Annotated in this window: 18 protein-coding genes and 4 tRNA genes; 9 read left to right on the top strand and 13 right to left on the bottom strand. The window is 69.3% G+C overall.

The features are described from left to right. Positions 1-52: 52 nt before the first annotated feature. From ACWC2B_RS24315 to ACWC2B_RS24305, 3 genes are all read left to right on the top strand, one after another. Positions 53-125, top strand: a tRNA-Glu gene (locus ACWC2B_RS24315). Between the two features lie 38 nt (positions 126-163). Continuing rightward, positions 164-238 (top strand) — tRNA-Asp (locus ACWC2B_RS24310). 26 nt (positions 239-264) lie between these two features. Beyond that, a tRNA-Phe gene (locus ACWC2B_RS24305) sits at positions 265-341 on the top strand. A gap of 401 nt (positions 342-742) precedes the next feature. On the opposite strand, the gene ACWC2B_RS24300 is transcribed toward ACWC2B_RS24305, so the two are convergent. The 3 genes from ACWC2B_RS24300 to ACWC2B_RS24290 all read right to left on the bottom strand — a co-directional run bounded on the left by ACWC2B_RS24300 (position 743) and on the right by ACWC2B_RS24290 (position 2,867). Continuing rightward, on the bottom strand, positions 743-1,582 hold the full coding sequence (locus ACWC2B_RS24300) for a cytochrome c biogenesis CcdA family protein (protein ID WP_450719926.1): 840 nt from the start codon (positions 1,580-1,582) through the stop codon (positions 743-745). Beyond that, positions 1,579-2,376: a DsbA family protein gene (locus tag ACWC2B_RS24295; RefSeq protein WP_450719924.1), complete on the bottom strand. Its 798-nt coding sequence runs from the start codon at positions 2,374-2,376 to the stop codon at positions 1,579-1,581. Before ACWC2B_RS24295 ends, ACWC2B_RS24300 begins: the two co-directional genes overlap by 4 nt. Positions 2,377-2,489: 113 nt before the next feature. After that, positions 2,490-2,867, bottom strand: a complete 378-nt coding sequence (locus ACWC2B_RS24290) for a hypothetical protein (RefSeq protein WP_450719922.1) — start codon at positions 2,865-2,867, stop codon at positions 2,490-2,492. A gap of 83 nt (positions 2,868-2,950) precedes the next feature. On the opposite strand from ACWC2B_RS24290, the gene hrpA reads away from it, so the two are divergent. The 3 genes from hrpA (at position 2,951) to ACWC2B_RS24275 (ending at position 7,673) form a co-directional block, all read left to right on the top strand. Then, positions 2,951-6,871: an ATP-dependent RNA helicase HrpA gene (gene hrpA, locus ACWC2B_RS24285; protein ID WP_450719920.1), complete on the top strand. Its 3,921-nt coding sequence runs from the start codon at positions 2,951-2,953 to the stop codon at positions 6,869-6,871. 90 nt (positions 6,872-6,961) lie between these two features. Then, positions 6,962-7,036 (top strand) — tRNA-Asp (locus tag ACWC2B_RS24280). A 463-nt stretch (positions 7,037-7,499) separates the two neighbouring features. Then, positions 7,500-7,673: a DUF6274 family protein gene (locus ACWC2B_RS24275; protein WP_450719918.1), complete on the top strand. Its 174-nt coding sequence runs from the start codon at positions 7,500-7,502 to the stop codon at positions 7,671-7,673. 388 nt (positions 7,674-8,061) lie between these two features. On the opposite strand, the gene bldC is transcribed toward ACWC2B_RS24275, so the two are convergent. Continuing rightward, entirely contained in the window at positions 8,062-8,268 is a 207-nt protein-coding gene (gene bldC, locus ACWC2B_RS24270; RefSeq protein WP_003949541.1) for a developmental transcriptional regulator BldC, read from the bottom strand. A 551-nt stretch (positions 8,269-8,819) separates the two neighbouring features. Then, a complete protein-coding gene (locus tag ACWC2B_RS24265; protein ID WP_450719916.1) occupies positions 8,820-9,662 on the bottom strand; it encodes a hypothetical protein in 843 nt (280 codons plus the stop codon). A 165-nt stretch (positions 9,663-9,827) separates the two neighbouring features. Here ACWC2B_RS24265 and ACWC2B_RS24260 point away from each other — a divergent pair, with 165 nt between their 5' ends. Further along, complete coding sequence (locus tag ACWC2B_RS24260) at positions 9,828-10,916, top strand: Leu/Phe/Val dehydrogenase (protein WP_450719914.1); 1,089 nt, start codon at positions 9,828-9,830, stop codon at positions 10,914-10,916. A 280-nt stretch (positions 10,917-11,196) separates the two neighbouring features. After that, positions 11,197-11,457, top strand: coding sequence for a DUF3073 domain-containing protein (locus ACWC2B_RS24255; RefSeq protein ID WP_053725910.1), 261 nt, complete (start codon positions 11,197-11,199; stop codon positions 11,455-11,457). 107 nt (positions 11,458-11,564) lie between these two features. Here the strand turns inward: ACWC2B_RS24255 and purM are convergent, their stop codons facing one another. The 5 genes from purM to ACWC2B_RS24230 form a co-directional block, all read right to left on the bottom strand. Continuing rightward, the gene (gene purM, locus ACWC2B_RS24250) at positions 11,565-12,662 is read right to left on the bottom strand and encodes a phosphoribosylformylglycinamidine cyclo-ligase (protein ID WP_450719912.1); all 1,098 of its coding nucleotides are present in this window, start codon (positions 12,660-12,662) and stop codon (positions 11,565-11,567) included. A gap of 35 nt (positions 12,663-12,697) precedes the next feature. Next, positions 12,698-14,224, bottom strand: coding sequence for an amidophosphoribosyltransferase (purF, locus tag ACWC2B_RS24245; protein WP_450719910.1), 1,527 nt, complete (start codon positions 14,222-14,224; stop codon positions 12,698-12,700). A 304-nt stretch (positions 14,225-14,528) separates the two neighbouring features. Further along, a complete protein-coding gene (locus ACWC2B_RS24240; protein WP_450719908.1) occupies positions 14,529-15,020 on the bottom strand; it encodes an META domain-containing protein in 492 nt (163 codons plus the stop codon). A gap of 105 nt (positions 15,021-15,125) precedes the next feature. Continuing rightward, positions 15,126-15,923 (bottom strand): sterol carrier family protein, encoded by a 798-nt coding sequence (locus ACWC2B_RS24235; protein WP_450719906.1) that lies wholly within the window; start codon positions 15,921-15,923, stop codon positions 15,126-15,128. 10 nt (positions 15,924-15,933) lie between these two features. Then, the gene (locus ACWC2B_RS24230; RefSeq protein WP_450719904.1) at positions 15,934-16,572 is read right to left on the bottom strand and encodes a TetR/AcrR family transcriptional regulator; all 639 of its coding nucleotides are present in this window, start codon (positions 16,570-16,572) and stop codon (positions 15,934-15,936) included. A 79-nt stretch (positions 16,573-16,651) separates the two neighbouring features. Between ACWC2B_RS24230 and ACWC2B_RS24225 the strand changes: the two genes are divergently transcribed. Then, complete coding sequence (locus ACWC2B_RS24225; RefSeq protein WP_450719902.1) at positions 16,652-18,136, top strand: MFS transporter; 1,485 nt, start codon at positions 16,652-16,654, stop codon at positions 18,134-18,136. Between the two features lie 59 nt (positions 18,137-18,195). Here ACWC2B_RS24225 and purL read toward each other — a convergent pair whose 3' ends face one another. From purL to purS, 3 genes are read right to left on the bottom strand one after another with little or no spacing between them, the layout of a single operon-like run. Next, on the bottom strand, positions 18,196-20,445 hold the full coding sequence (gene purL, locus ACWC2B_RS24220) for a phosphoribosylformylglycinamidine synthase subunit PurL (protein WP_450719900.1): 2,250 nt from the start codon (positions 20,443-20,445) through the stop codon (positions 18,196-18,198). Further along, positions 20,442-21,122, bottom strand: a complete 681-nt coding sequence (purQ, locus tag ACWC2B_RS24215; protein ID WP_450719898.1) for a phosphoribosylformylglycinamidine synthase subunit PurQ — start codon at positions 21,120-21,122, stop codon at positions 20,442-20,444. The genes purL and purQ overlap by 4 nt, the downstream gene beginning before the upstream one ends. Further along, a complete protein-coding gene (gene purS, locus ACWC2B_RS24210) occupies positions 21,119-21,373 on the bottom strand; it encodes a phosphoribosylformylglycinamidine synthase subunit PurS (protein ID WP_120722307.1) in 255 nt (84 codons plus the stop codon). The genes purQ and purS overlap by 4 nt, the downstream gene beginning before the upstream one ends. Between the last annotated feature and the right edge of the window lie 311 nt (positions 21,374-21,684).

The raw sequence follows: 21,684 nt of genomic DNA, 5'->3' as shown, positions 1-21,684 counted from the left end.
ATATGCTTCTCACGTCCCCGACGCACTGCGAAGTGCCCAGGCGGGCCAATTAGCCCTCATCGTCTAGTGGCCCAGGACGCCGCCCTTTCAAGGCGGTAGCACGGGTTCGAATCCCGTTGGGGGCACGCACAATCCTGTGCGAGACTTGGTCTCGCGCAAGCTTGGTCCTGTGGAGCAGTTTGGAGTGCTCGCCACCCTGTCAAGGTGGAGGCCGCGGGTTCAAATCCCGTCAGGACCGCTGCGGTTCACTTCGGTGAACCGCGTGGCTGGGTAGCTCAGTTGGTACGAGCGATCGCCTGAAAAGCGATAGGTCGCCGGTTCGACCCCGGCCCCAGCCACCATCCGAAAGCCCCGGCCAACTTGGCCGGGGCTTTCGCCGTGTCCGGGGGCCGCCCCCAACCCCTCTCCTTCGGCCTCGCACCGTGCGTGGTTCTCGCGCCCGCGCGGCGGAGCCGCAAAATGTCACAGCCCCGCGCCCCTAGCAGCGTTGGTCCTGGTCGGCGCTGGCATCTTCAGCCCGTCATGGGGGTCCCCCCTGGCCCTTAAGGCCTTGGGGGAGATTGAGGACGAGCGCCCTTAAGGCGCGAACGGGGTCTGGGGCGCAGCCCCAGGAAAACCGGCCTCCCCCACTCCCAACCCCCGGAGGCCACGCGGCGGAGCCGCAGAGTGTCACAGCGGGGTGGGGCCTCCCGGGGTCTGGGGCGGAGCCCCAGGGAGTTGGGGGCCCGCCCGTACCGCGGCGTCAGCTCTCTCCCGGCTCCCGGGTTCGCGCCCGCCAGCCCCGTACGCCCAGCACGACCGCCACCAGCGCGGCCACCCCGGTCAGCAACGCCCAGTCCGGAACCGCGTCCGCGATCCCCTTCGTCCACTCCTCCACCGCGTACGAGTCGTCCACGTCGAGCAGTCCGGGCAGGGCCGTCGCCCCGTCATAGGCGAGGAACAGGGCGCCCAGGGCGATGAAGAAGAGGCCCGACAGCAAGGACGTCGTGTGGAGTTCGAAGCGGCCCACCTTCAGCACCCTGCCGCGCAGCCACCTGCGGCCGCCCAGTTCGAAGCGTTCCCAGAGCAGGGCCAGGAGGAACAGCGGGACCGCCATGCCCAGGGCGTACACCGCGAGGAGGAGGCCGCCGTAGACCGGGCTGCCGCTCACCGCCGCCACCGTGAGGACACTGCCCAGGATCGGGCCCGCGCAGAACCCGGCGAGGCCGTAGACCGCGCCCAGCGCGTACACGGACAGCGCGGTCGTGGGGCGGATCCTGCCCGACAGCTCCGTCATGCGGCGGCTCGCGAAGCCCATGCCGACGATCTGGGCGACGCCGAGCGCGATGATCAGCCAGCCGCCGAAGAGGACGAGCTGGTCCCGGTGGCCGTAGAAGATCCGGCCCGCGTACGAGCCCGCCGCGCCCAGCGGGACGAGGGTGGTGGCCAGACCCGCGTAGAAGATGCCGGTGCGGGCGAGGAGCTTGGTGCGGCTGGAGATCGAGTACGCGAAGAACGCGGGCAGGAGCAGCGCGCTGCACGGGCTGAGGAGGGCGAGCAGGCCGCCCAGGAACGCGGCGAGGTAACCGATGTCCGGGGTCACTTCTTCGCCTTCGCCGCCGCCTCGATGGCCCCCGCGAACGCGTCCATCGGCTGGGCGCCCGCGATGGGGGTGCCGTTGATGAGGAAGGAGGGGGTGGAGCTTGCGCCGAGGCCGTACGCCTCGTCCTGGTCCTTCTTCACGGCCGCCTTCGCCGCGTCGCTGTCGAGGTCCGTCGCGAAGCGGGCCGCGTCCGGCACGCCGGCCTCCTTGGCCAGCTCCTTCACGCGGTCCGCGCCGAACCCCTTCTCCTTGGAGCCCGCCGCGTACGCCGCCGCGTGGAACTGCCAGAACCTCCCCTGCTGCCCAGCCGCCCAGGCCCCGCGCGCGGCGGTCTCGGACTCGGCGCCGAAGATCGGGAAGTTGCGCCACTCGATGCGCAGGGTGCCGTTGTCGACGTACTTCTTCACGAGCTCGGGCTCGGTGTCGCGGGCGAACTTGCCGCAGTACGAGCACTTGAAGTCGGCGTACTCGATCATCACGACGGGTGCGTCGGCGCGGCCCTGGGCCAGCGGGTCCTTGGCGTCGCGGCGGGCCAGCTTCTCCAGCTCGGGGTGGGCGCCCGCGGCCGGGTCGGCGGTGGACGCGGAGTCGTTGACGGTGGGCTTCGCGTCCGGGGAGGTCGCCTGGTAGGAGGCGATCCCGAGGACCGCGGCGGCGGCCACCGCGGCGACCCCGATCAGGATCGGCTTCCGGGACTTGGCGGCGGGCTTCGAAGTCGTCCGGCCGGCCTTCGTGGACCTGGCAGCACCCTTGCTGGACTGCGTGGACTTGGCGGGCTTCGTGTTCTTGGGCATGCGGAACTCCGGTGCGTACGGCACATCGCGTACGAGCGATCGCGTACAAGCAATCGCGTACGAGAAGGGAAGAGAAAGGGAAAGGGACGGCGGTCGCTGGCGAGGACCGGCGTCTAGACCCTGAGCACCGAGAGTTCGACGGGGGTGGGCGCGCTGAGCGTGGGACCGCGGGCCGGCGGGTTGCGGTGGGCCGCGTACCGGCCGCACAGCTCGGCGGAGGCCACGCGGTCCTCCAGGACCGGTGCCTGGTCGTGGGCGGCGCGGGCCCGGACGGGAGCTGCCGGGTCGGAATCCTGGTGGTGCCCACCCTGCTTGCAGCCGGGCGCGGCCGAGCGGTCCGTGAAGGCGGGCGCCGATGCCTTTTTCACCAGTACGCCGGCGGGCGCGGCCGAAGCCGTCGGGGCCGGCCCGCACAGCGCCACCGCGAGCACCCCGAGCACCATGAGCAGCACCGCGGTGAGGCGGCGGCGTGGGGCACGGGAGCGGGGCATGCCCGAAATGGTACGGGTGGGGTGCGGAGTGCGTCTAAATGCGTTCGCCACTCGTCCTCGGCGGGTGAGATCCTGAATCAGGTATGTCTACTTCCTTCGCCGATCTCCAGACGCTGCTCGACGGGGCCTCGCTGCGCGACGCCCACCGCCTTGGCCGCCGTCTCGAAGGCGCCCGCCGCATCCGTAAGCCCGAGGCCCGGCAGGCCGTGCTCGCCGAGATCGCCGCCGAGGCCCAGAAGTCCGCCGAGCGCATCGCCCGGCGGTCCGCCCGCATGCCCGAGGTCACGTACCCCGAGCAGCTCCCGGTCAGCCAGAAGAAGGACGAGATCCTGGAGGCGATACGCGACCACCAGGTCGTGATCGTCGCGGGTGAGACCGGCTCGGGCAAGACCACGCAGATCCCGAAGATCTGCATGGAGCTGGGCCGCGGCCTGCGCGGCATGATCGGGCACACCCAGCCCCGCCGGATCGCGGCCCGCACGGTCGCGGACCGGATCGCGGAGGAGCTCAAGGTCCCGCTGGGCGAGGCGGTCGGCTGGAAGGTCAGGTTCACCGACCAGGTCGACCAGGACGCCACGTTCGTGAAGCTGATGACCGACGGCATCCTGCTCGCCGAGATCCAGACGGACCGCGAGCTGCGCGGATACGACACGATCATCATCGACGAGGCCCACGAGCGGTCCCTCAACATCGACTTCCTGCTCGGCTATCTGGCCCAGCTGCTGCCGAAGCGCCCCGACCTGAAGGTCGTCATCACCTCGGCGACCATCGACCCGCAGCGGTTCTCGCGGCACTTCGGGGACGCCCCGATCGTCGAGGTCAGCGGCCGTACGTATCCGGTCGAGGTCCGCTACCGCCCCCTCCTCGAAGAGGACTCGGAGGATTCGGACCGCGACCAGATCACCGCGATCTGCGACGCCGTGGACGAGCTCCAGTCCGAGGGCCCCGGCGACATCCTGGTCTTCCTCTCCGGCGAGCGCGAGATCCGCGACACGGCGGACGCGCTGATCAAGAAGAACCTCCGCTCGACGGAGGTGCTCCCCCTCTACGCGCGCCTGTCGCACGCCGAGCAGCACCGCGTCTTCCAGCAGCACAGCGGCCGCCGGATCGTGCTCGCGACCAACGTCGCCGAGACGTCCCTGACCGTCCCGGGCATCAAGTACGTCATCGACCCGGGCACGGCCCGCATCTCGCGCTACAGCCATCGCACCAAGGTGCAGCGCCTGCCGATCGAGCCGGTCTCCCAGGCCAGCGCCAACCAGCGCAAGGGCCGCTGCGGCCGTACGAGCGACGGCATCTGCATCCGGCTGTACAGCGAGGACGACTTCGTCACCCGGCCCGAGTTCACCGACGCGGAGATCCTCCGTACGAACCTGGCGTCCGTCATTCTCCAGATGACCGCGGCCGGCCTCGGCGACATCGAGAAGTTCCCGTTCATCGACCCGCCGGACCACCGCAACATCCGCGACGGCGTCCAACTCCTGCAAGAACTGGGCGCGTTGGACCCTTCCGAGAAGGATCCGAAGAAGCGGCTCACCCCGCAGGGCCGCAAGCTGAGCCAGCTCCCCGTGGACCCGCGCCTGGCCCGCATGGTCCTGGAGGCCGACCGCAACGGCTGCGTACGCGAGGTCATGGTCATCGCGGCCGCGCTCTCCATCCAGGACCCGCGCGAGCGCCCGAGCGAGAAGCAGGCGCAGGCCGACCAGCAGCACGCCCGCTTCAAGGACGAGACGTCCGACTTCCTCGCCTTCCTCAACCTGTGGCGGTACGTACGCGAGCAGCAGAAGGAGCGCGGCTCCAGCTCCTTCCGCCGGATGTGCAAGCAGGAGTACCTGAACTTCCTGCGCATCCGTGAGTGGCAGGACATCTACTCGCAGCTGCGTACGGTCGCGAAGTCCATGGGCATCCATCTCAACGAGGAGGACGCGCCCGAGCAGTCCGTACACACGTCACTGCTCGCCGGGCTCCTGTCCCACATCGGGCTCAAGGACACCGACAAGAACGAGTATCTGGGCGCCCGCAGCGCCAAGTTCGCGATCTTCCCGGGCTCGGCGCTGTTCAAGAAGCAGCCCAAGCTCGTGATGTCGGCGGAACTGGTGGAGACGTCCCGCCTGTGGGCCCGGGTGAACGCGAAGGTCGAGCCCGAGTGGATCGAGCCGCTCGCCCAGCACCTGGTCAAGCGCACCTACAGCGAGCCGCACTGGGAGAAGGACCAGGCCGCGGTCATGGCGTACGAGAGGGTGACGCTGTACGGCGTGCCGATCGTGGCCAACCGCAAGGTCAACTACGGCCGCATCGACCCCGAGGCGTCCCGCGAGCTGTTCATCCGCAACGCGCTGGTCGAGGGCGACTGGCGTACGCACCACAAGTTCTTCTCGGACAACCGCAAACTCCTCACCGAGGTCGAGGAGTTGGAGCACCGCGCCCGCCGCCGCGACATCCTCGTCGACGACGAGACGCTGTACGACTTCTACGACCAGCGGGTGCCCGAACACGTCGTGTCCGGCGCGCACTTCGACTCCTGGTGGAAGCACAAGAAGCGCGAGGAGCCCGAACTCCTCGATTTCGAGCGCGAGATGCTCATCAACGAGAAGGCCGGAGCCGTCACCAAGGACGACTATCCGGACTCGTGGCGTCAGGGCCCGCTGAAGTTCCGCGTGACCTACCAGTTCGAGCCGGGCGCGGACGCGGACGGCGTGACCGTGCACGTGCCGCTCCAGGTCCTGAACCAGGTCACCGACGAGGGCTTCGACTGGCAGATTCCGGGTCTGCGCGAGGAGGTCGTGACGGAGCTGATCCGCTCCCTCCCCAAGCCGATCCGCCGCCATTACGTACCGGCGCCGAACTACGCCTCGAAGTTCCTGGAGCGTGCGGTGCCGCTGCAGGAGCCGCTGCCGGTGACTCTGGCCCGCGAGCTCCAGCGGATGGTGGGCGTCCCGGTCACGGCCGACGACTTCGACCTGACGCGCGTCCCGGACCACCTCAAGATCACGTTCCGGATCGTCGACGAGCGGCGCCGCAACCTCGCCGAGGACAAGGACCTGGAGGCGCTCAAGCTCCAACTGCGCCCGAAGGCCCGTCAGGCCCTCTCCAAGGCCGCCGCGGCGACCGCGGGCCCCTCGGGCGAGTCCATCGAGCGCTCGGGCCTCACGGACTGGACGATCGGCACCCTGACCAAGGTCTTCGAGACCCGCAGGGCCGGCCAGCCCGTGAAGGCGTACCCGGCGCTCGTGGACGCGGGCGAGAGCGTCTCCGTACGCCTCTTCGACACCGAGGCCGAGCAGCAGCAGGCGATGTGGCGCGGCACCCGGAAGCTGATCCTGCTGAACATCCCGGTGAACCCGGCCAAGTTCGCCTCGGACAAGCTGACCAACCAGCAGAAGCTCGCCCTGTCGCGCAATCCCCACGGCTCGATCCAGGCGCTCTTCGACGACTGCGCGACGGCGGCGGCGGACAAGCTGATCGCGGACCACGGGGGCCCGGCGTGGGACGAGGAATCGTTCCGCAAGCTGTACGACAAGGTCCGCGCGGACCTGGTGGACGCGACGGTGCGCACGGTCGGCCAGGTCCAGCAGATCCTGGCCGCCTGGCAGGCCTGCGAGCGCCGCCTGAAGGCCACGAACAGCCTGACCCTGGTCAACAACGTCACGGACGTACGGAACCAGCTGGCGGCCCTCGTGCCGCCCGGCTTCGTCACGAAGACCGGCCTCGGGCGCCTCGCCGACCTGATGCGCTACCTGGTCGCGGTGGACCGCCGGCTCCAGCAGATGCCGACGGCCGTCCAGCGCGACACCACGCGCATGGAGAAGGTCCACGAGATGCAGGACGAGTACGCGTGGCTGCTTGAGCAGCTGCCGCAGGGACGGCCGGTTCCGCGGCAGGTCCTGGACATCCGCTGGATGATCGAGGAACTCCGGGTGAGCTACTTCGCGCATGCCCTGGGCACGGCGTTCCCGGTCTCCGACAAGCGCATCGTGAAGGCGATCGACGCGGCTGCGCCGTAGCGCGGGTATCGCTGTGAGTGAGTTCGACCTGGCCCGCTGACCTGCTGTACAGTCTCACTCGCAGCCAAGCACCAACGGGCTGCGAAACAAGGTCCTGTGGAGCAGTTTGGAGTGCTCGCCACCCTGTCAAGGTGGAGGCCGCGGGTTCAAATCCCGTCAGGACCGCAGCAAATCGGAGCCCGCATCCCTCACCGGATGCGGGCTCCGGTGTTTGTGCCGGATGCAGCCCCCCGGAGGCTGCGCCCCGCGGCGGAGCCGCGAATGGACACAGCAAATCCCGTCAGGACCGCCGCCGTTCCCGAGCCCGCATCCTTCACCGGATGCGGGCTCCGGTGTTTGTGCCGGATGCAGCCCCCCGGAGGCTGCGCCCCGCGGCGGAGCCGCGAAACAGACGCAGCAAATCCCGTCAGGACCGCCGCCATTCCCGAGCCCGCATCCCTCACCGGATGCGGGCTTCGGTGTTTCCCAGCACACCGGATGCGGGCTTCGGTGTTTCCCAGCGCGGCACCCGCAGCGACACCAGGCCCGGATCCCCCAGGATCCGGGCCTTCTCGCCGTCTTGACGGGGGCACCTGCCGCCGGTACCCCTGCAAGGGAGGGGAACGGGGGCTCCCCCGGGAGGTGGTGCATGACGGCGTCGTCGAGGCACGAGACGCGGGCGCTGCTGCGTGCCCATCTGTCGGCCGCTCTGGGCTACCGCCACCTCACCCGCCACTGCGCGGTCTGCCATCGGCTCCTGAGGCTCGCCATGGAGGTCTCCGAGCCCACGCGCCCCGAGGACGAAAGTCCCTCCAACCGGTGACCTATGGCGGGTTGGTGGCCGCCCGCGCGGTGGCAGGCTCTGATTGGACGGCCCTTGACGGTGTGACGGGAGTCACGGAATGAGTTTCCGGAACGACTGACCTTACGCACCTCATACAACACCCCGATTTAATATGTGCAATTGCACCACCCTGGATGGTGGTGCCACGGAGCCGACGGAAGGCCCCCTTCCGGAGCGGCCGCACGAGGCCCCGGGGAGTTGCCGGAAGTGCCGGACAAGGCCGGACATAAAAAGATCGCGCTGGACCCGGCGGAGTCCAGCGCGATCAATGACGCAGCCCGTTGGGGCGGGCTGGGCGTCATATGGAGCTATAGGCGGGCTGGATCGGGGTGGGGGCCCCGGATGGCCCGGATTATTGGGGTGTTGTTCAGGCCTCGCTGCGCTGCTGCGGAATACCCGCCAGCAGTGCGCGGACCTCTGCCTCGCGGTACCGGCGATGCCCACCCAGCGTGCGGATGGACGTGAGCTTGCCGGCCTTGGCCCAGCGGGTCACCGTCTTCGGGTCCACGCGGAACATCGTGGCAACCTCAGCCGGGGTCAGCAGCGGCTCGGCATCAGGGGTGCGAGCGGTCATGAGCGGCCTCCTCGGGAGAACCGAACCTTCTCGGTTCTTTCCTCTAAATTCTGCACCTTGACCCGCGTTGCCCGAAATGGCGGACGCGAGCCGAGTCGGTTATAGGACGAACGGCTTGTCCTCGGCACTACAACTACACCATCCGTCCAGCCACGTCGGCCAAACCGATGGAATTGCCCTCCCAGGTGTTCATCAGCGACGGAAGCCGATGGACCATGCCATAGCGGACAGTCACGCCACAGTGACGATCAGTCACAGAGCGATCAGGAGTCGTCAGACCCCCCATAGCAAGCAATACCGAGCAATCCGCCCTTAGTTGGGCGGAAGGGATCCTCCCCGGACCCCTTGTCCTATTTTGGCACGAGGGTGGGGTCTGGGCGCAAGGGTGAGATAAGTGCGGTCCGTCACCCTTAGGGCAAAGGCCCGGATCAGGACCTACGTCCTGAGGCCAACTCCCGAAAGCCCCCCGAAGGCCCCACGAAGTCCTCGCGAAGGCTTCGGCGACGGCCGCCGAACGACCCCGAAGGCCCCTCAGAACCAGCCGACGGACCTCAGTTGGCCATCCGGCGCTCCTTGACGGCCCGCCAGCGCTCCGTGAAGCGGCCGTACGCCTCCTCCGCGCCGGCGTCGTCGCCGGCCCGCAGCGCGGCGATCCCCTCGGCCACGTCGGCCGCCGAGCGGTCCGCCTCCAGGCTGTCCTGTGAGAGCGCGTGCACCAGGCCGCCGTAGTCCAGCTCGACCAGCGAGCGCGGATGGAATTCCTCCAGCCAGCGCCCGACGTCCACCAGGCCCTCGGTCAGCGGCCCCTCGTCGATGTGGTCCCGCAGCGTCCGCAGTGCCCTGGCGAGGCGGCGGCGGGCCTGCACCATCGGGGTGCGGTAGCGCAGCACGGGCGCGGTCGCACCCTCACCGGGTGCATACTCGCGCTCTTCGTCCGAAAAGACCGTGAACCAGCTCACAGGGATGTGCCAAACACTGGTCAAGATCCACGGCCGGGCGTCCGGGTTCCGCTCCCGCCAGCGCTCGTAGTCCGCCTCGGCCTGCCGTCGCACCACCGGAGGCAGCAGCGCGTCCAGGACCGGCTCGGGGAACTGGCCCGCGAGGCCCTCCAGGGCCTGCCAGCCGCGCAGCCGGGTCCGCCAGGGGCACACGCACACCACCCCGTCGACCTCGGCCACGAACGCGTCCCCGCTCTCGTGCACCGGCACCGGGACGGGCGGGGTGGGCACCAAGTCGGCCAGCGCGCGCCGGAGTTCGTCCTGGGCCCCCGGGGTGCGCCCGCGCTCGGCGTAGCGCTGCCAGTGGCTCCGCTCGGGCTCGGGAAAGGCGGCAAGGGGCTCGTACACCCGCAGGTAGGACGCGTACGGAACGATCACCGAGGACACCACCGCCATGCCCCGCATCGTCCCACGGGCGCGCCCCCCTGTGCTCCTGACGGGGGTGATCCTCAGCACTGCGCCTGATCTACGCGCGCGTAGGACTTAACCTGCTCCCGAACCAGGCCTGCCCCACCCGCAGGCGGGCCGTCAACCGCCGCTTCGTACTTGGGAGTCACCACAGTGACCGATGTGACCGGAGCCGATGACGTACTGCACACCCTCTTCCGCTCCGACCAGGGCGGACACGAGCAGGTCGTGCTGTGCCAGGACCGAGCCACCGGGCTCAGGGCCGTCATCGCCATCCACTCCACCGCCCTGGGCCCGGCCCTGGGCGGTACGCGCTTCTACCCGTACGCGACCGAGGCGGAGGCCGTCGCCGACGCCCTCAACCTGTCGCGCGGAATGTCCTACAAGAACGCCATGGCCGGGCTGGACCACGGCGGCGGCAAGGCCGTGATCATCGGTGACCCCGAGACGATCAAGACTGAGGAACTCCTGCTCGCCTACGGCCGGTTCGTGGCCTCGCTCGGCGGCCGCTACGTGACGGCCTGCGACGTCGGCACCTACGTCGCCGACATGGACGTCGTGGCGCGCACCTGCCAGTGGACGACCGGCCGCTCCCCCGAGAACGGCGGCGCGGGCGACTCGTCCGTGCTGACCGCGTTCGGCGTGTTCCAGGGCATGCGGGCCTCGGCCCAGCACCTGTGGGGCGACCCGACGCTGCGCGACCGCAAGGTCGGCATCGCGGGCGTCGGCAAGGTCGGCCGCCACCTCGTCGAGCACCTGCTCGCGGACGGCGCCCAGGTCGTGATCACGGACGTACGCGAGGAGTCGGTACGCGCCATCACCGACCTGCACCCCCAGGTCACCGTCGCCGCGGACACCGAGGCGCTGATCCGTACCGAGGGGCTCGACATCTACGCCCCGTGCGCACTGGGCGGCGCCCTGAACGACGCGAGCGTGCCCGTGCTCACCGCGAAGGTGGTGTGCGGCGCGGCCAACAACCAGCTCGCGCACCCGGGTGTGGAGAAGGACCTCGCGGACCGCGCGATCCTGTACGCACCCGACTACGTCGTGAACGCGGGTGGCGTGATCCAGGTGGCCGACGAGCTCCACGGCTTCGACTTCGACCGCTGCAAGGCGAAGGCCTCGAAGATCTTCGACACCACGCTGGCCATATTCGCTCGTGCGAAGGAAGACGGCATTCCGCCGGCCGCCGCGGCCGACCGGATCGCCGAACAGCGCATGGCGGAGGCACGTCAACACTGAGCCCCTGAAGCGCCCGCCGACCGGGCTGAGAGACATGACTCACGCCGGTCGGCGGGTCGGGCGCCAAGAAGAGGTTAAAATCGCGGTTGACCAGCGAGGACAGGGCTCTTTGTTGGTTCTGCCAAGTGGCGCGTCATGCGGGCGGCGTACCGTATGGCCGCGGAAGCAGGTACCGTTGAAGCCCTACGGACGCGGTCTCTCCACGGAGAGTCCGTTCCGGATCATGAACGCGTGTCAAGACTCTGGGGCCGTCGAGCCCCGTCACCGAGGGGGTCGAGCCATGGGGCGCGGCCGGGCAAAGGCCAAGCAGACGAAGGTCGCCCGCCAGCTGAAGTACAGCAGCGGCGGGACTGACCTGTCGCGTCTGGCCAACGAGCTGGGCGCATCTACTCCGAACCCGACAGTGAGCCAACCGCCGAACGCGGAGCCACTGGAGGACGACGAGGACGACGACCCGTACGCCCGCTATGCGGATCTGTACGGGAATGACGACGACGAGGACGAAGAGTCCGGTCCGTCGTCGCAGCGCCGCGGCGCTTGACTTCGCTGATCCCGCTTTCGCAGCAACGCATCTCTTCGCTGCTCTGAGCACACCGACCCGGTCCGGGGCCTTCGCCCCAGACCGGGTTTCGTGCTGCCTGTAGCGGCTTACTTGGAATAGTCACCGGTCAGCTCGGCGCCGTCACGGTGGTCGCCGCGCTCCAGGATTTCGCCGGCGACCCAGGCGTCCACGCCTCGGTCCGCGAGGGTCCGGAGTGCGACGTCGACCGAGGCCTCGGGGACGATCGCCATCATGCCGACGCCCATGTTGAGCGTCTTCTCCAGTTCGAGCCGCTCCACGTTGCCGGCCCTGCCGACGAGGTCGAAGACCGCGCCCGGCGTCCAGGTCGAGCGGTCGACCGTGGCGTGCAGGTGGTCGGGGATGACCCGGGCCAGGTTGTTGGCGAGGCCGCCGCCGGTGATGTGGCTGAAACCGTGCACCTCGGTGGTGCGGGTCAGGGCCAGGCAGTCCAGCGAGTAGATCTTGGTGGGCTCCAGGAGCTCCTCGCCGAGCGTGCGGCCGAACTCCTCGACCTGCTGGTCCAAGGTCATCTTGGCCCGGTCGAACACCACATGCCGTACGAGTGAGTACCCGTTCGAGTGAAGACCGGAGGACGCCATGGCGATGACCGCGTCGCCCTCGCGGATCCGGTCGGCGCCCAGGAGCTGGTCGTGCTCGACGACGCCGGTGCCGGCGCCCGCCACGTCGAAGTCGTCGGGGCCGAGCAGGCCCGGGTGCTCGGCGGTCTCGCCGCCGACCAGCGCGCAGCCCGCCAGGACACAGCCTTCGGCGATGCCCTTCACGATGGCCGCGACGCGCTCGGGGTGGACCTTGCCGACGCAGATGTAGTCGGTCATGAACAGCGGCTCGGCGCCGCACACGACCAGGTCGTCGACGACCATGCCGACGAGGTCGTGGCCGATGGTGTCGTACACGCCCATCTTGCGGGCGAGGTCGACCTTCGTGCCGACGCCGTCGGTGGCGGAGGCGAGCAGCGGGCGCTCGTAGCGCTTGAGGGCCGAGGCGTCGAAGAGTCCGGCGAATCCGCCGAGGCCGCCGAGGACCTCGGGGCGCTTCGTCTTCTTCACCCACTCCTTCATCAGCTCGACGGCGCGGTCGCCCGCCTCGATGTCGACGCCCGCGGCTGCGTAGCTGGCACCAGTGCCCGGGTTCGGAGCACCCTGATTGGACTCTGCGGATGACATGGCTCAGAGAACTTTCGTGTCGTACTGCAGGGGTGTTACGGGCGGCGCAGCGCGTCGGCGGCGGCCGTCGCGGCGGGGCCGGAGGCAAGCTCGGACTCCAGGAGCTGCTTGCCGAGCAGCTCGGGGTCGGGGAGCTCCATCGGGTACACGCCGTCGAAGCAGGCGCGGCAGAGGTTGTCCTTGGGGATCGTCGTCGCTTCGATCATCGCGTCGGTCGAGATGTACGAGAGCGAGTCGGCGCCCAGGGACGTGCCGATCTCCTCGATGGTCATGCCGTTGGCGATCAGCTCCGCGCGGGTCGCGAAGTCGATGCCGAAGAAGCAGGGCCACTTCACCGGCGGCGACGAGATCCGGATGTGGACCTCGGCGGCGCCCGCCTCGCGGAGCATCTTCACCAGCGCGCGCTGGGTGTTGCCGCGGACGATCGAGTCGTCGACGACCACCAGGCGCTTGCCCCGGATGACTTCCTTCAGCGGGTTCAGCTTGAGCCGGATACCGAGCTGGCGGATGGTCTGCGAGGGCTGGATGAACGTACGGCCGACGTAGGCGTTCTTCACCAGGCCCGAGCCGTACGGGATGCCGCTGGCCTCCGCGTATCCGATCGCGGCGGGGGTGCCGGACTCCGGAGTCGCTATGACCAGGTCGGCCTCGACCGGGGCTTCCTTGGCGAGTTTCCGGCCCATCTCCACTCGGGAGAGGTAGACGTTCCGGCCGGCGATGTCGGTGTCCGGGCGCGCCAGGTACACGTACTCGAAGACACAGCCCTTGGGCTTCGCTTCTGCGAATCGTGAGGTGCGCAGGCCGTTCTCGTCGATGGCGACGAGCTCGCCCGGCTCGATCTCGCGGACGAAGCTGGCGCCGCAGATGTCGAGAGCGGCGCTCTCGGACGCGACGACCCAGCCGCGCTCCAGGCGGCCGAGCACCAGCGGGCGGATGCCCTGCGGGTCGCGGGCGCAGTACAGCGTCTGCTCGTCCATGAAGACCAGCGAGAAGGCGCCCTGGACCTGCGGGAGGACCTTGGCGGCCGCCTCCTCGACGGTCAGCGGCTTGCCGTCCTCGTCCGTCTGGCCCGCGAGCAGCGCGGTGACCAGGTCGGTGTCGTTGGTGGCGGCGAGCTGGGTGGCCCGGCCGTTCTCCTTGGGCAGCTCGGCGACCATCTCCGCGAGCTGCGCGGTGTTCACCAGGTTGCCGTTGTGGCCGAGCGCGATCGAGCCGTGGGCGGTCGCCCGGAAAGTCGGCTGAGCGTTCTCCCACACGGAGGCACCGGTGGTCGAGTAGCGGGCGTGACCGACCGCGATATGACCTTGGAGGGAACCGAGCGAGGTCTCGTCGAAGACCTGGGAGACAAGTCCCATGTCCTTGAAGACGAGGATCTGGGAGCCATTGCTGACCGCGATGCCCGCGGATTCCTGGCCCCGATGTTGGAGGGCGTAGAGCCCGAAGTAAGTGAGCTTCGCGACCTCTTCACCCGGAGCCCAGACACCGAAGACGCCGCAAGCGTCCTGGGGGCCCTTCTCACCGGGGAGCAGGTCGTGGTTGAGTCGTCCGTCACCACGTGGCACGCCACCGAGTGTAGGCGAGATCGACCACTGGTCCGAATTGGGGATAAGGACAGCCGGCCGCCTGCCCGCTTTTGTAGCTTTCGGGCCTCGCGGCCTCGCGGCGGGTTCCCCGTCGAGCCTTCGGTGCGTCCGCGCAGGTGGGCCCGGGTGCGCCTCGGCCGCTCGCGGTGTTTGCGCGTGCTTGCGATGGCGGATGTGCGAACGGGCCGAGTGTGACGGAGTTCGCTTCGCGCCCGGGGTCGGGGGCGGGGCCCGGTAGGGGCGCGTGTGCGCTGCGTGAGCGCGCCCTCAGCCCACGCCCTGTTCAGCCCACGCCCGCGGACAGGCCCTTACCGCCCGGTGTGGCGGTGAGGATCAGCCCGCGGTGGTCCAGGCGGTAGCCGACCTTGCCTTTGAGGACGTCGAGAACAGCCCGCTCAAGCCGCATTTCGGGGCCCGTGCACAACATTCGGGTCGAGCCGAGGGGGCCGAAGGTGATGGTGTGCGCGGATGCGGAAACCGTCGCCGCACCCCTGATGGTGTTGCACCCGGCCTTGCCCTGCACCCGCCCGTCCTCGCCGAAGATCAGATACGCCTTGCCCGCCGTGCCGTCCGGCACGCGCTGTGAGACACCCGTGTCGAGGAGCCCGTTCACGGTCCACCTGGTGGTGGTGAGCGGTACGTCCGGGGCGCGGCTCGCCGTGGCGACCGGCGCGATGGCGTGCACGTCGCCGCAGGCAGCGACGGCCAACAGCCCGGCGAGGACGGCCGTGGCGATGCTGAGCTTGCGGCGGGGCGTGCGGCTGGGCTTTCCCATGCCGATGGGACGGGCCGGGCGGGGGCCCGGTTCCGCGATCGGCAGGCGTACTCGTTCGCAGGCGTACTCGTTCGCAGACCTACGCCTTCGCAGACCTACGTACGGCTACGACATCACCGGAAGGACCGCCGCCAGGTCGGCCCGTTCCCCGCTCGCCGTGACCTTCGCCGAGTCCAGCGCCTCGGCCCATCCCGTACGGCCGGTGGCGAGCCGGATCCAGGTGAGCGGGTCGGTCTCGACGACGTTCGGCGGGGTGCCCCGGGTGTGCTTGGGGCCGGCCACGCACTGCACCACCGCGTACGGCGGGATCCGCACCTCGACCGAGCCGCCGGGTGCCTTCACGGCCAGTGCGTCGGCGAGCAGCCGGGTGCACGCGGCGAGCGCCTGCGGGTCGTAGGGGATGCCGAGTTCGGGCAGCGCGTCATTCAAGTCGTCGGTGTGGACGACGAGTTCGACGACGCGGGTCACCAGGACGTCGGCGAAGGTCATCGCGCCGAACCGGGTCGGCATGAGCCGGGTGTCCGCAGTGGTCGCGAAGAGCTCCTCGGTGCGGGCCGCCCGCTGCTCGTACAGCGCGTCGAGATCGGCGGTCGAGGCCGCCAACTCCCTTGTTCCGTCGGAGACTTGATCCGCGACGTCCGCCGTGCGGAACGGCCAGTCGAGCAGCGCCACCTCCTGCTTGAGCGGCTCCTCCTCGGCGAGGTAGCGGTCCAGCATGCCGAGCGCCATCGTGTGGTGCACGGCCAGCTCGCGCACCGTCCAGTCGCCGAGCCGGGTGGGTCGGGCGAGCTGCTCGGGCGTGAGCGTGCCGACGGCTCGGCGTACGTGGCCGAACTGGGCGAGGACGGCGGCCCGGATCTTCGCCGGGTCGTACTTGCGGGCGCGCTTCTTGGCCAGGGACATGAAACCGAGCCTACGCCGGGCCGGGGTAGCTCCCCAGACCGTTTTCGACCTGCGCGAACGCCCGCTCGGCGCGCTCGGCGGCATCGGTGGCGACCCATCGCGCGGACTCCCCGGCGAGGATGCGGCGGTGGTGCTCGTTGATCAGCGCGTTGCGGGCGCCGTTCAGCTGGGCGGCCGCGACCGCGGCGAGCATCGGGTCGCCGCCCTCCTCGGCGAGCAGCTCCGCCAGCTCCTGCTGTGCCTCGCGGAAGGCGAGGGAGGCGCGCTGGAGCAACACCGGTGTGTTCTGGATGAGTTGGCGGGCCTGGAGGGAGCGCGGGTCGTCGTTGAGGCCGACCGACGGGTCGCGCAGCTCGATCATCTCCAGGAACTGGCGGCGCACCGCGGCCACCGCCGACTCCCCCGCCTCGCGCTCGCGCACCGCCCGTACGACATCGCCGACGTGGTTCATCATCGGCGCGGTGACCAGGTCTTCCTTCGTGCCGAAGTAGTTGAAGACGGTCATCTTCGACACGTCGGCCGCGGCGGCGATCTCCGCCACCGAGACGTGGTCGAAGCCGCGCTCGGTGAACAGGTCGAGCGCGGTGCGCCAGATCCGCATCGCGGTCTCCCGCTTCTTGCGCTCGCGCAGCCCCTCACCAGCAGTCATGGCCCTTACTGTACCAGGATGAAATTTAAGCCGGGATGAAAGATTGACTCAGTACATTTTCTGCTCCATGGTGGTGCCCATGACGAAGACCCAGACCGTGATCGGCATGATCGTCTGCATCGCCACGATCCTGCTGGCCGTGCTCGACATGAACATCGTGTCGGCGGCCACCGTGCCCATCGCCCGCGATCTCGACCCGGCGCACGGAGTCGACAAGATCCCCTGGCTGATCAGCGCGTTCGCGCTCGCCTCCGCTGCGGCGCTGCCCCTGTACGGAAAGCTCTGCGACAGCCTCGGCGCGAAGAAGGTCTTCGTCGGCGCCGTCGCGAGCTTCCTGCTCGGCTCGGCGCTGTGCGGCGCCGCCCAGTCGATGACCGAACTGATCGCGGCCCGCGCCCTCCAGGGCCTCGGCGGCGGCGGGCTCATGAGCGTCACCATGGTCGTACTCGCCCAGCTCAAAGGGCCTGACGGCAAGGGCGGCAACAAGGGAAGCGGCATAGGCGGAATCGTCGCGGGCACCGGCATGGCCGTCGGCCCCTGGATCGGCGGCACGCTGGCCGACCACGCCAACTGGCGCTGGATCTTCTACATCAACCTGCCGCTCGGCATCGCCGCACTGATCGGCGCCGTCCTCGCACTGAAGCTGCCGGTCTCCCCGGTCCGCCACCGCATCGACTACCTCGGCGCGGCGCTGGCCGCCGCGTTCACCAGCAGTCTGCTCCTGGTGACGAGCTGGGGCGGCAAGCAGTACGCCTGGGGATCGCCCCAGGTCCTGGGTCTGATCGTGGCCTGCGTCCTCTCGCTCGCGCTGTTCCTGCGCCGCCAGAGCACCGCCGCCGAGCCGGTCCTGCCGCTTTCGATGTTCAAGGTGCCCCAACTGCGGTACGGCTTCGCCATCCAGGGGCTGCTCGGCGCCGCGATGATGGGCGCGCTCGTCTACGTCATGGTCTACCTCCAGGCGGTGCGCGGGATCGGCCCCGCGGCCGCCGGGCTCTACCTCATCCCGATGGCGCTCGGCATGACCGTCGTCGGCCTCGCGGCGGGCAGGCTCACCGACCGCGGCTGGCGCATGAAGACCTTCGTGCTGACCGGCACGGTCACCGCCGCCCTCGCGCTCGCCCTGCTCTCCACCCTCGACACCGCGACCTCGCTGTGGCAGGTCCGGGGCGCGCTGCTGCTCATGGGCTGCGGGTTCGGCCTGCTCATAGGCCAGCTCATCCCGTACGTCCAGAACGCCGCCCCCGCCCACCAGCTGGGCATCGCGACCACCAGCATCCGGTTCTTCCAGACGCTGGGGAACGCCCTTGGCGCGGCCGTCTTCGGCACGCTGCTCAGCCGGGTGTACGAGACGAAGGTGCCCGGCGGCTCGACCAGCGCCATCGCCCACCTGACCGGCGCGGCCCGTGACACCGCCGTGCAGGGCTTCGTCTCCGCGATGGACGTGGTCTTCCTGGTGGCGGCCGGCCTCATGGCGGTGGCCGCGGTGCTGGCCGCCCGCCTCCCCGCCGAGACCGCCCCGGCATCGTACGAGCCCATCGAGGCGAAGCAACTCGTCGACGCCTGAACGCACTTCGGCCCCGTACCTCTTCAACTGGGGTACGGGGCCGAGGAGTTGGAGCGGTGTTACGCCAGGAGCGCCGGGATGGTCGCTTCGTGGGCCGTGCGCAGTTCGGTCAGTTCGAGGGTGAACTCGCCCTGGACGTCGATGGATTCGCCGTCCACGACACCGACCCGGGTGGCCGGAAGGCCGCGCGCGCCGCACATGTCGGTGAAGCGCAGCTCCTCGGAGCGGGGTACGGAGACGATCGCGCGGCCGGCCGACTCGGAGAAGAGGAAGGTGAAGGCGTCGAGCCCGTCGGGCACGACGAGACGCGCTCCCTTCCCTCCCTTCAGGCAGGACTCGGCCACGGCCTGGATCAGACCGCCGTCGGACAGGTCGTGCGCGGCGTCGATCATGCCGTCGCGCGAGCCCGAGATCAGGATCTCGCCGAGCAGCTTCTCGCGGTCCAGGTCGACCTTGGGCGGCAGTCCGCCGAGGTGGTCGTGGATGACCTGGGACCAGGCCGAGCCGCCGAACTCCTCGCGCGTGTCACCGAGGAGGTAGAGCAGCTGCCCTTCCTCGGCGAACGCGATCGGGGTGCGCCGGTTCACGTCGTCGATCACGCCGAGCACCGCGACCACGGGGGTCGGATGGATGGCGGTCTCGCCGGTCTGGTTGTAGAGCGAGACGTTGCCGCCGGTCACCGGGGTGCCGAGCTGGAGGCAGCCGTCCGCGAGGCCACGGGTGGCCTCGGCGAACTGCCACATCACGTCCGGGTCCTCGGGGGAGCCGAAGTTCAGGCAGTCCGAGATGGCCAGGGGCTTCGCGCCGGAGGCGGCGACGTTGCGGTAGGCCTCGGCGAGCGCGAGCTGGGCGCCGGTGTACGGGTCGAGCTTGGCGTACCGGCCGTTGCCGTCGGTCGCCATGGCCACACCCAGGTTCGACTCCTCGTCGATCCGGACCATGCCCGCGTCCTCGGGCATCGCGAGCACCGTGTTGCCCTGTACGAAACGGTCGTACTGGTCGGTGATCCACGCCTTGGAGGCCTGGTTCGGGGAGGCGACCAGCTTCAGGACCTGGTCCTTCAGCTCGGCGCCGGACCGCGGGCGCGCCAGCTTGCCCGCGTCGTCGGCCTGGAGCGCGTCCTGCCAGGAGGGGCGCGCGAACGGCCTGTTGTAGACCGGGCCCTCGTGGGCGACGGTGCGCGGCGGTACGTCCACGATCTGCTCGCCGTGCCAGAAGATCTCCAGCTGTGAGCCCTCGGTCACCTCACCGATGACGGTGGCGATGACGTCCCACTTCTCGCAGATCTCCATGAAGCGGTCGACGTGCTGCGGCTCGACGACCGCGCACATGCGTTCCTGCGACTCGCTCATGAGGATTTCCTCGGGCGAGAGGGAGGAGTCACGAAGGTGCACGGTGTCCAGTTCGACGCGCATGCCGCCGGAACCGGCGCTCGCGAGCTCCGAGGTCGCGCACGACAGGCCCGCGCCACCCAGGTCCTGGATGCCCGCGACGAGCTTCTCCTTGAAGATCTCAAGGGTGCACTCGATGAGGAGCTTCTCCTGGAACGGGTCGCCGACCTGGACGGCGGGGCGCTTGGCCGGGCCGGTCGACTCGAAGGTCTCGCTCGCCAGGACCGAGACGCCGCCGATGCCGTCGCCACCGGTGCGGGCGCCGTACAGGATGACCTTGTTGCCGGGTCCTGACGCCTTCGCGAGGTGGATGTCCTCGTGCTTCATGACGCCGATGCAGCCGGCGTTGACCAGCGGGTTGCCCTGGTAGCACTCGTCGAAGACGACCTCGCCGCCGATGTTCGGCAGGCCCAGGCAGTTGCCGTAGCCTCCGATGCCCGCGACGACGCCGGGCAGGACGCGCTTGGTGTCGGGGTGGTCGGCCGCGCCGAAGCGCAGCGGGTCGACGACCGCGACCGGGCGGGCGCCCATGGCGAGGATGTCGCGGACGATGCCGCCGACGCCGGTGGCCGCGCCCTGGTAGGGCTCGATGTAGCTGGGGTGGTTGTGCGACTCGACCTTGAAGGTGACCGCGTACCCCTGGCCGACGTCGACGACGCCCGCGTTCTCGCCGATGCCGACCAGCATCGCGTCGTTCTCGGGGACCTTGTCGCCGAACTGCTTCAGGTGGACCTTGCTGCTCTTGTACGAGCAGTGCTCGGACCACATGACCGAGTACATGGCGAGCTCGGCGCCGGTCGGGCGGCGGCCGAGGATCTCCCGGATGCGCGCGTACTCGTCCTCCTTGAGGCCGAGCTCCTTCCAGGGCTGCTCGACGTCCGGGGTCTCGGCGGCGTGCTTGACGGTGTCCAAAGTCATGCGTTGACCAGCTTCTTCAGGATCGAGGTGAAGAATCCGAGGCCGTCGGTACGGCCCGTACCGATCAGCGGCTCCACGGCGTGCTCGGGGTGCGGCATCAGGCCGACGACGTTGCCGGCGGCGTTGGTGATGCCGGCGATGTCGCGCAGCGAGCCGTTGGGGTTCATGTCCAGGTAGCGGAACGCGACCCGGCCCTCGGCCTCCAGCTCGTCGAGCACGCGCTCGTCGGCGACGTACCGGCCGTCCATGTTCTTGAGCGGAACCTGGATCTCCTGGCCGGCCTCGTAGTCGGCGGTCCAGGCGGTCTCCGCGTTCTCCACCCGCAGCTTCTGCTCGCGGCAGATGAAGTGCAGGTGGTTGTTGCGGAGCATGGCGCCCGGCAGCAGGTGCGACTCGGTGAGGATCTGGAAGCCGTTGCAGATGCCGAGGACCGGGAGACCGGCCTTCGCCTGCTCGATGATCGTCTCCATCACCGGCGAGAACCGGGAGATGGCCCCGGCCCGCAGGTAGTCGCCGTAACTGAACCCGCCGGCGAGGACGACCGCGTCGACCTGCTTGAGGTCCTTGTCGCGGTGCCAGAGCGAGACCGGCTCGGCGCCCGCGATGCGGACGGCCCGCAGACTGTCCCGGTCGTCAAGGGTGCCGGGGAAGGTGACAACGCCGATGCGTGCAGTCACTTGGACTGCTCCTCGACCTTGACGGTGAAGTCTTCGATGACGGTGTTGGCGAGGAAGGTCTCGGCCATCTCGTGGATGCGGGCGAGGGCGGCCTCGTCGACCGGCCCGTCCACTTCCAGCTCGAAACGCTTTCCCTGACGTACGTCGCCGATCCCCTCGAAGCCGAGACGGGGCAGTGCGCGCTGCACCGCCTGTCCCTGCGGGTCGAGGATTTCCGGCTTGAGCATGACGTCGACTACGACGCGTGCCACTGGCACTCCCGGTGTGGTGTGGTGCGAAGGCGGTTCCCTCAGAGTACCCGCCCAAAAAATCTACGCGGGTAGATATAGCTGACCTCCGATCACGTTCCGGTTTCGGCCTCCACAACACGTGGGAAAAATCCCGAGAAAAAGTCGCCGAAGTCATTGCGTTGAGACACGCTGATGCAATTGGCTGGGCTTCACATTGCAATGGGTGCCGCTGTACAAAGGAATCCCAGCGAAAGCAACATTGCTCCATAACAGCCGGAAGGCCGGTATCGCCGCACGTCAGGCATGTGGGGGCGGCGACACCGTAGGAAGGA

This window comes from Streptomyces sp. NPDC001415, from assembly GCF_053597395.1.
The sequence above is the reverse complement of the archived record's forward strand: the minus strand, read 5'-3'. Positions and strand labels throughout refer to the sequence as shown.